The following is a 7882-nucleotide window of genomic DNA, read 5'->3' on the forward strand; positions in this document are numbered from 1 at the left end:
CGACGGGACCTTGGTGCCCACTCGCGCTCACTCGGTGGCCGAGCAATCGAAGAACTACCGCTATTCCACGGGCCATCAGGTGGTCATCGACGCGGACACCCGCCTGGTCGTCGTGGTCGGTCGGCCCTTGCCGGGCAACCGGCACGACTCCCGTGGCTGGGCCGAGTCCGGCGCCAAGGATGCTGTCGGAACCACCATGACTGTCGCTGACGGCGGCTACCAAGGAACCGGACTCATCATTCCGCACCGCCGCCGCAAGGGCGAACAACTCCCGGCCTGGAAGGAGGAACACAACCGTTCCCACAAGCAGGTCAGGGCCCGCGTCGAGCACACCTTCGCCCGCATGAAGGACTGGAAGATCCTGCGCGACTGCCGACTCAAAGGAGACGGGGTGCATCACGCGATGCTCGGCATCGCCCGCCTACACAATCTCGCCCTCGCCGGATAGACCAGCAGCCGGCACGGCAACCGACCGCACCTCTCACGACTCCAAGATCGTTACGGGACAACCCTTAGTTGAGAGCCGTGCGTGGCGGCCAAGAAGCATGATCCTCAACGACCACTGCTGGGGCGAATGAGCATGAATCCGAGCGCCGTGACCGGGCATTGCAGGTTGCTGCGTCCGTCTGCCGGTTGATCAATTATCATCGTTCCGCTGAGTTGTCGGGACGAGCTCACGGGCCGGAGCCGAGTGGGACTACGCAAGCACGGCGCTCCGACGGTTCGTCCGTAGTGACCGATCCAATGCGTCTGGGGAAGGCATCGTCGCCGGCAGGGTCCTGCACATCGGCTAGGAGAGACCCCTACACATGTGGGGAAGACCATGATCATGACCGGTTCACCGGCAGTGTGAGGGAGAGACCCCACGCGTGTGGGGAAGACGACCCGGACGCGGCCCGGGTACTGACCGTCGGCGAGAGACCCCCACGCGTGTGGGGAAGACCTGGAGGGTGAACATGCAGTCGGCGTCGGTCAGGAGAGACCCCCACGCGTGTGGGGAAGACACCCTGGGGACGGCGGACCGGCGCCAGGTGGCGGAGAGACCCCCACGCGTGTGGGGAAGACTCTTGCTCACCTGCGGTTTTGGTGACCAGTAGGGCCGTTTTTGCTTACTTTACATGACCTGGCTGGGCTGGTGAGAGCCACTGCCTTGAGGCGCTCGCTTTTGGTGGTTCGGCCTGAATCGCCCGCCCGGCAGGTGGATTTGGGATCGCCAGTAGCGTGGTAGCTGCGCTTACTTGTGGGGTTTCTTCCGTCGGGCGCGGGTTGACCGGCGGGGTTGTTGGCGGGCTGTAGTCGGCGGCTGATGTTGAACGGAGGGTGGGGGCTGGAGGCGGACGGATACGAGTCCTGCGGCGAGGAGGCCGTTGTCGCTGGTGCTGTTGATGTGGCGGCCCAGTTCGGCGGGTGAGGCCATGAGCCGCCGGTGTGTGGGGGAGTCGTGGAGGGCGAAGCCGTAGCCGAAGAAGACCACCGCGCTGTGGCGGGAGTGAGCCGCCTGCCGCCATTGGCTGGAGGCCTGTACGGTCGCGCGGGCGATGACGGTGCCGTCGTCGTGTTCGAGGGTCAGATGCTGGCCGGTCAGCACGAGGGTGAGGTGCTGGGGCGAGATGAGGGTGGGCTGCGGTCCGGTCAGTCGGCGCAGCCCTTTGTCGCAGGCTCGGTGGACCTGGAGCTCGATGGACTTGCCAGTGTCGGGGGAGGTGGCGCCGACCATCTTGTGGGGTTGCAGGATGGCCAGAGCCTTCGGGCCGGGCAGGAACTTTCGGGCTTCCGGCAGGAGGAGGTCGATGGTGGAACGTCCGGTGAGGCTGCCGTAGACCGGGTCCGTGGACAGCGACAGCACCGCGTGGCAGCGGGCTGCCTCGTGGGCGTCTTTGACTGCTGGATCCCGCTCGAGCGCGGCCAGGCTAGCGGCCAGAATGGCCTCTCCCTCCTCCTGGTACTGGCGGTGCACCGTCTCACCCATCACCGCCGACAGCCGCGGCACCAGTCCGGAGTAGATCCGCTCCCACACGTTGTCCGGGTCATACGGCTCGGTTAACGCTTTGTCGTTGAGCCGGCTCATCTGCTCCAGGAACCCTTCGTCCCGGGAATTTCCGTTCACGGCCCGCCAACTGTCGTACACCACCTGGAGCAGGATGAACCGGGCCTCATCGGTGGCTGTCTCGAGCGCCGGATTCTCGGCGATGCCGGTTTCCTCCAGCAGTCGTCCCAGCAGTTCCACTGCACGCTGCTCTCCCTGGGTCACCCACGTCCAGGCGCAGTGGCAGCCGACGTTGTGCACCAGGTGGTGCACGGCGAATCCGTACAGCGTGCGAGGGCCGGCATAGGGCAGGAAGTCGTTCAGCGTGGCATCGGCCTGCTCCCACTTGTGCTGTAGGACGAGCGCCTCGATGAGGAGGCGTTTGAGGTCGGCCGTAGCCCGCGACCACGGATCGGTGCTGCTGGCCAAGGCTGCCGCTGCGGCGTGTTCGGCGCGCTCGCCTTCGCCGTGTCCCAACAGGTCCTGGATAGCGAGGAGGTCTTTCGTCGTCTGCGTTGACTCGGTGAGGGGCAGTGCGTCTGCCAGGGCACGGAAATCTTCCAGCAGCTGCGCGAGCGCAGGGTCGGGCTGGTCGCGCAGGTGCTTCTGCAGGATCCGCGACGCCTCGGCTGCGAGGTGGGCGACGGGCTCGGGCAGCGGACTGTCGAGCTGGCGGAGGTAGGACAGCACGGCCAGTAAATGGGCAGCAATGCGGTGGCCGGCGTCGGCCTGTTTGCGCAGCTGGGTGAGGTGCGCGAGCAGGATGTGTGTCTGGGCGGTCAGTCCCTCGTCCGGGTCGCCGGCTCGTGTCAGCCATTCCAGCTCCAGCTCCAGCAGGGCGCGGGCGGCGTCGTACTGGCCGTGAGCATGGTGAAACGCTGCCAGATTGCCCATGAGCAGGGCCGTGTACCCGTCGGCCGTGTGTGTTGAGCGAATGTGCCCGACCAGCGCGGTGGCGTGCTGGGCCAGTTCCCAGGACCGCTCGGCCTGTCCGGAGAGCAAGGCCCCACGCAGCCAGCGGTCGGTGTGGCAGGCCACGTGTGCCAGACCCGTAGCTACGTCTGACTGCGACAGCCTCAAGTGCCGGGCCAGGATGTCCTGCAGCACCGCGTTCATCGACACGGTGTCCTCACTGCCGGGAAAGACCTCCGTGCGGGTCGGTAGCGGCTCGTCGTACCGGACGAGGGAGACATCGGTCAGTTCGCGGATGACCTCACGCACTGGGACTTGTGCCTCGTCGAACACCACCCACCCGTGAGCCGGCGGCAGGTCTGCAGGGCCGACGAACGCGCTCGCCAACGCCAGATGCACCGGCGCCCGGCGCGGGGCGAGCCAGCACAAGGCGGCCACCGTGGCCAGGGTCGGCCGCAGCAAGCCACGAGAGCGGGCACTGCTGATCAGCCGCTCGGTGCTCAGCGCGACGGCCGCCGACAGCGTCCGCGGATACCCGACAGGCACCAACCGCTCATCGTCTGCGGCCCGTTGAATCAGCGTATTCGTATAGGCGGGAAGCCGGTCCACGCCGATACCGCAGGTGACCAGGTAGCCGCAGGCCACCTCGATCGCCAGCGGCCAGCACTCCAAGACCTGGGCCAGCCCAGACAGCGACGACGCATACTGCTCAACCTGACCCTCACTCAAGTCCAGCCGCAGCTGCAGCAAGCGGAGTGCTTCCTCGTTGCTCATTGGGCTCAGATCGATGCGCCCTTGCATACCGTGCCAGTGGCCACCCAGAGCGGTGACAACGATCCTGCCCTGCCCGCTACGTGGTATCCAGGCACGGGCCACAGGCGCACTGGCGTCGTCGAACACCATCAACCACGGTCCCGGCAGGGACTGCAACTCGGCATGCACCCGCTCGCGCACCAGCCGCGGATCCCGCACCTCGGCCGGTTCCTCACTGCCGGTCAGATGTGCCAGCACGCGGGCAAACGACGCGACCAAGGCCTCCTCGCTCTCGGCGTCCACCCAGAACACCACGTCATAGCGGAAGGCCTGATCAGCAATGTGTGCCGCGGCCAGGCTCGACTTGCCCAATCCCGACAGTCCGGTGATGACACACGTTCGGATGCCCTTGGCGCCGTCCCCACCAGAAGAGAGGATCTCAGCGATCCTATCGACGAAATCCGTGCGCTCAACCTCAGGAAGGGGCGGCATCTGTCCGTAGACGATCCCGAGCTCGTGCCGGCCGACAGCTGAGATCAGTTCCTCGTCGCCGACCAGTACCGACCGACGAAACTCCCGCACGTCCCAGTGAGCCAGGTCAGGGTCGGCCGCCCGGCGCATGACCTCGGCCACCAAATGGCCCAGCACCAGCCCCCCGGCCCTGTGCGACAACCCCTGCCCGGCACGCTCCCGTTCGGTGCGCAGCGCATGGTGGAGATCTTCACGCAACTGCCCGTCGCTGCGGCCATCGAACTCGATGCCCGCACGCCCCAGATGTTCCCAATGCTCCTCGGACAGAGCCTGGCAGGTGCCCCACACCATCGGCGCCCGGGCCAGAAGGTCCTGCAAGTTCGCTTTGAGCAGAGGAATATCACCGCCATGGCGGCGCAACACCTCAGCCAGCCGCAGACATCCTTTGTCCGGTGCAGCCGAGGTGATCAACCGGTACTGCTCGGCCTCGAAACCAGTGACCAGATGCACCAGCACCGCCACCGCTTCTCGGGCCTTCACAGTTCGCCCTGTTCCGGCGCTTTTCACCTGTACCGCCATCAGCGAGCGGCCAGCGGCGTCGGCCAGATCGAAATCAACCGAATCCGCATGCTGGAGCGACACCACGTTCCCCGGCCCCTCGATACGGCACACAGATGCTTCGCCGTTCCGGGCACTGGCCAGCAGTGCTTCCACCGTGCGCAGATACTGGTACTGGAATCCGCGAGCAGCGACTCGCCCACCGTCGAACGCCACGCAAACCCCCTGCGCTGAAGCCGACTTGTCGCCGCAAGACTAGGCACGGGGTCTGACAACAGGCGTCCACGCAGCAGGATCTGCGACGGCTTTCGGCCTCATGTGCCCCGCTGCAGATTCACGCACTATGGATAGGCCCCAACTGTGTGGAACACGCGGTGGGCTGGATCGGGTGGGCCCAGTTCGCCGACAGACCCCCACGTGTGTGGGGAAGCTGCAACGGAGTGAGCGTGCCGCGGGCCCGCCCCGACAAACCCCCACGAGTGTGGGGAAGGCGAGTCGCTGCGCCGCGTCGTGTACGACCTGCTCGAACGACCCCCACGCGTGTGGGGAGGGCACCCCGCTGGTATCCCGTCTTTCCCCGCGTGCTGGACAGACCCCCACGTGTGTGGGGAAGACCCAGCCTCCCGTACGACCGCCGTCGACGAGTCGGACAGACCCCCACGTGTGTGGGGAAGACCTGATCCGCTCCCTGTCCGGGGCTCCGCGCCTGGACAGACCCCTACGTGTGTGGGGAAGGCTGGGACGTGTGGGCCGACGGCCGGACTCCGCAGGACAGACCCCCACGTGTGTGGGGAAGACTTCAAGACGGAGGGTTCCGACGGCCAGGCCGAGGACAGATCCCCACGTGTGTGGGGAAGACCTACCCGGTCCTCGCAACGGGGGGTAGGGACTGCGAACGACCCCCACGCGTGTGGGGAAGACCTCAACGACCTCGGCAACAGTTGGATCAACATGGAACGACCCCCACCCGTGTACCCACGCGTGTGGGGAAGACCTGATGGCCTCATACAGCGGGGCGTTGCGCCACGAACGACCCCACGCGTGTGGGGCAGACTGCCTGAGAACTGGCCGCAGGGTGCGCTGATCGGAACGACCCCCACGCGTGTGGGGAAGGTACCTGAGGCGGAAGGGCACGGCACCGGCAGGACGTCGGAACGACCCCCACACGTGTGGGGAAGACCCGTCAGGCCGCCAACCGGCATGGCGCGGGAACGAACGACCCCCACACGTGTGGGGAAGACGCGGTCCTTCACCTGCCAGGCGGGTACGTAGAGAAACGACGCCGCACGGGCGCGGGCAGACTGCCGGACCGAACGACCCCCACGCGTGTGGGGAAGACCGGCGGGTCCTGGGATTCCCCGGCAACCTGGACGAACGACCCCCACGCGTGTGGGGAAGACCCTTAGTGACCTGTGGGTTTGTAGATCAGAAGGCTGTCTTATGCTTACTTTACCCGGGTTGGCTGCTTGGGGCTGTCCGGGCGACCGTAACCCGTCTTGGGCCAAGACGGGTTTTCCCGGCGGTGGTTGGGTGCTCAAGACGGTAGTGATCGGCTCCCAAGGCTTCGCGTGTGATCCGGCGTGCGGCGCGCGTGCCGAGAGTGCTCGCCGAGTTGGATGCCGGTCCGTCTCGCTCGACTTCGCGCGGCATGATGATCGGCAACCTTCTTTTCGCGTGCGGTAGTTGACGGTGAGGCGAGCGTGGGGGTCGTGGAGGACGCCCGGTTCGGCGGGATCGACTGGACGCCGTGGGGGAAGTTCGACCGGGGTGCGCTGGCGGTGTATCCGCTGCTCTTCCACCTGCTGGATGTGGCGGCGATCGCCGGTGAGGTGTGGGACCGTTTTCTGACGCGTGGGCAGCGGAGGCTGATTGCCCGTGGGCTGGGTGTGACGTTGGCGGAGGCCCGCTGCCTGGTGATGTTCATTGCCGGCCTGCACGACCTGGGGAAACTCTCTGCTTTCCAGATGCAGGAGGCGCATCCGTGGGCGCGGGTGAGTGAGACGCTGCGCGCGGACACCGGGAGCTGGCGGTGCATGCCGCATGAACGGGCCTCCATGCACAGCGCGTTGCAGTTGCTGGCGGAGGCAGGGTATCCGGTGGATGCTTCCGACAGCCCGGGGGCGCGAGTGGCGCAGATCCTGGGAGGCCACCACGGCCGGTTCCTCCCGTTCGACCTCGACGGCGCGGCCTCCAAGGACCGCGTCGACCTCGTGCTGGGCGGACCGGCCTGGCAGGACCTGCGGCGCCGCTACTTCGCTCTGGTGCGGCACCTGACCGGCGCCACCATGGTGCCCGCCCGGGTATCGGTGCCGGCCGCGGTACTGATCACCGGAATCGGTGTTGTCGCCGACCGGCTGGCCAGCCAGCGCCACTACTGGCTGCCCAAGGCGCAGGCACCCGCGTTCGGTGCGGGCGAGCACTACGACCACGCCGTCAAGGACGCCCCGGCCGTGCTCGACCAGTCGGGTCTGGCCCGTATCACCCTGCCCGACGTCCCTTTCGCTCAGGCCCACCGCGGAGTCGAGCAGCCGAACGACCTGCAGGCCTCCTTGATCCGTCAGCTCACCGGCGCGGTGGGGGAGAAGGGACCGGGCATCGTGGTGGTCACCGACGCCACCGGCGGCGGCAAGACCATCACCGCTCTGGAAGCCGCACGCATCTTCAACAAGGGCGGGGATACGGCTGGCATCGCCTGGCTGCTGCCGACGACCGCCACCGCGGATGCCGCCTATGACGTGCTTGAGCCGTATGTGGCCGCACACTGCCCCGGACACGCACCCGTCTCCCTGGTGCACAGCTACGACTACCTCAACGCCGCCTACACCGACCACCGTCTTGCCGCCCACGAGCCGTTGACCACCGACGAGTTCTGGCCCGACGACCCCGACGATGTGGCTGGCGACGGTGAGGGGACGGCGCAGCGGCCCGAGGAGCGGGTGACCGTGCCGGACGGCTGGCTGCGCGGCTGGGACCGCGCGCTGCTGGCCCAGTTCACCGTCGCCACCGTCGACCAGGCCCTCATGGCCGCGCTCCCGGTCCGCTTCAGCATGCTGCGCCTGCTGGCCCTGTCCGGGCGGACCGTCATCGTGGACGAGGTCCACGCGCTGACCCCGTTCATGCAGCAGATGCTGGGCCGCCTGCTGAACTGGCTGGGGGCACTGG

General features: G+C 67.2%; 3 protein-coding genes and 1 CRISPR repeat array. Of the genes, 2 read left to right on the top strand and 1 reads right to left on the bottom strand.

The features are described 5' to 3' along the window. The coding region (locus ABZT04_RS45690; protein ID WP_356066587.1) for a transposase at positions 1-448 on the top strand (448 nt) is incomplete at its 5' end. A 345-nt stretch (positions 449-793) separates the two neighbouring features. After that, positions 794-1065: a CRISPR direct-repeat array (repeat unit 29 nt; unit sequence GGAGAGACCCCCACGCGTGTGGGGAAGAC). 169 nt (positions 1066-1234) lie between these two features. On the opposite strand, the gene ABZT04_RS45695 is transcribed toward ABZT04_RS45690, so the two are convergent. After that, positions 1235-4936 (bottom strand): hypothetical protein, encoded by a 3702-nt coding sequence (locus tag ABZT04_RS45695; protein ID WP_356066589.1) that lies wholly within the window; start codon positions 4934-4936, stop codon positions 1235-1237. 1484 nt (positions 4937-6420) lie between these two features. Here ABZT04_RS45695 and ABZT04_RS45700 point away from each other — a divergent pair. Beyond that, positions 6421-7882: CRISPR-associated endonuclease Cas3'' (locus tag ABZT04_RS45700; protein ID WP_356066591.1), on the top strand; the 1462-nt coding region annotated here is incomplete at its 3' end.

The sequence above is a fragment of the Streptomyces sp. NPDC005492 genome, assembly GCF_040605995.1.
Taxonomy (GTDB): domain Bacteria; phylum Actinomycetota; class Actinomycetes; order Streptomycetales; family Streptomycetaceae; genus Streptomyces.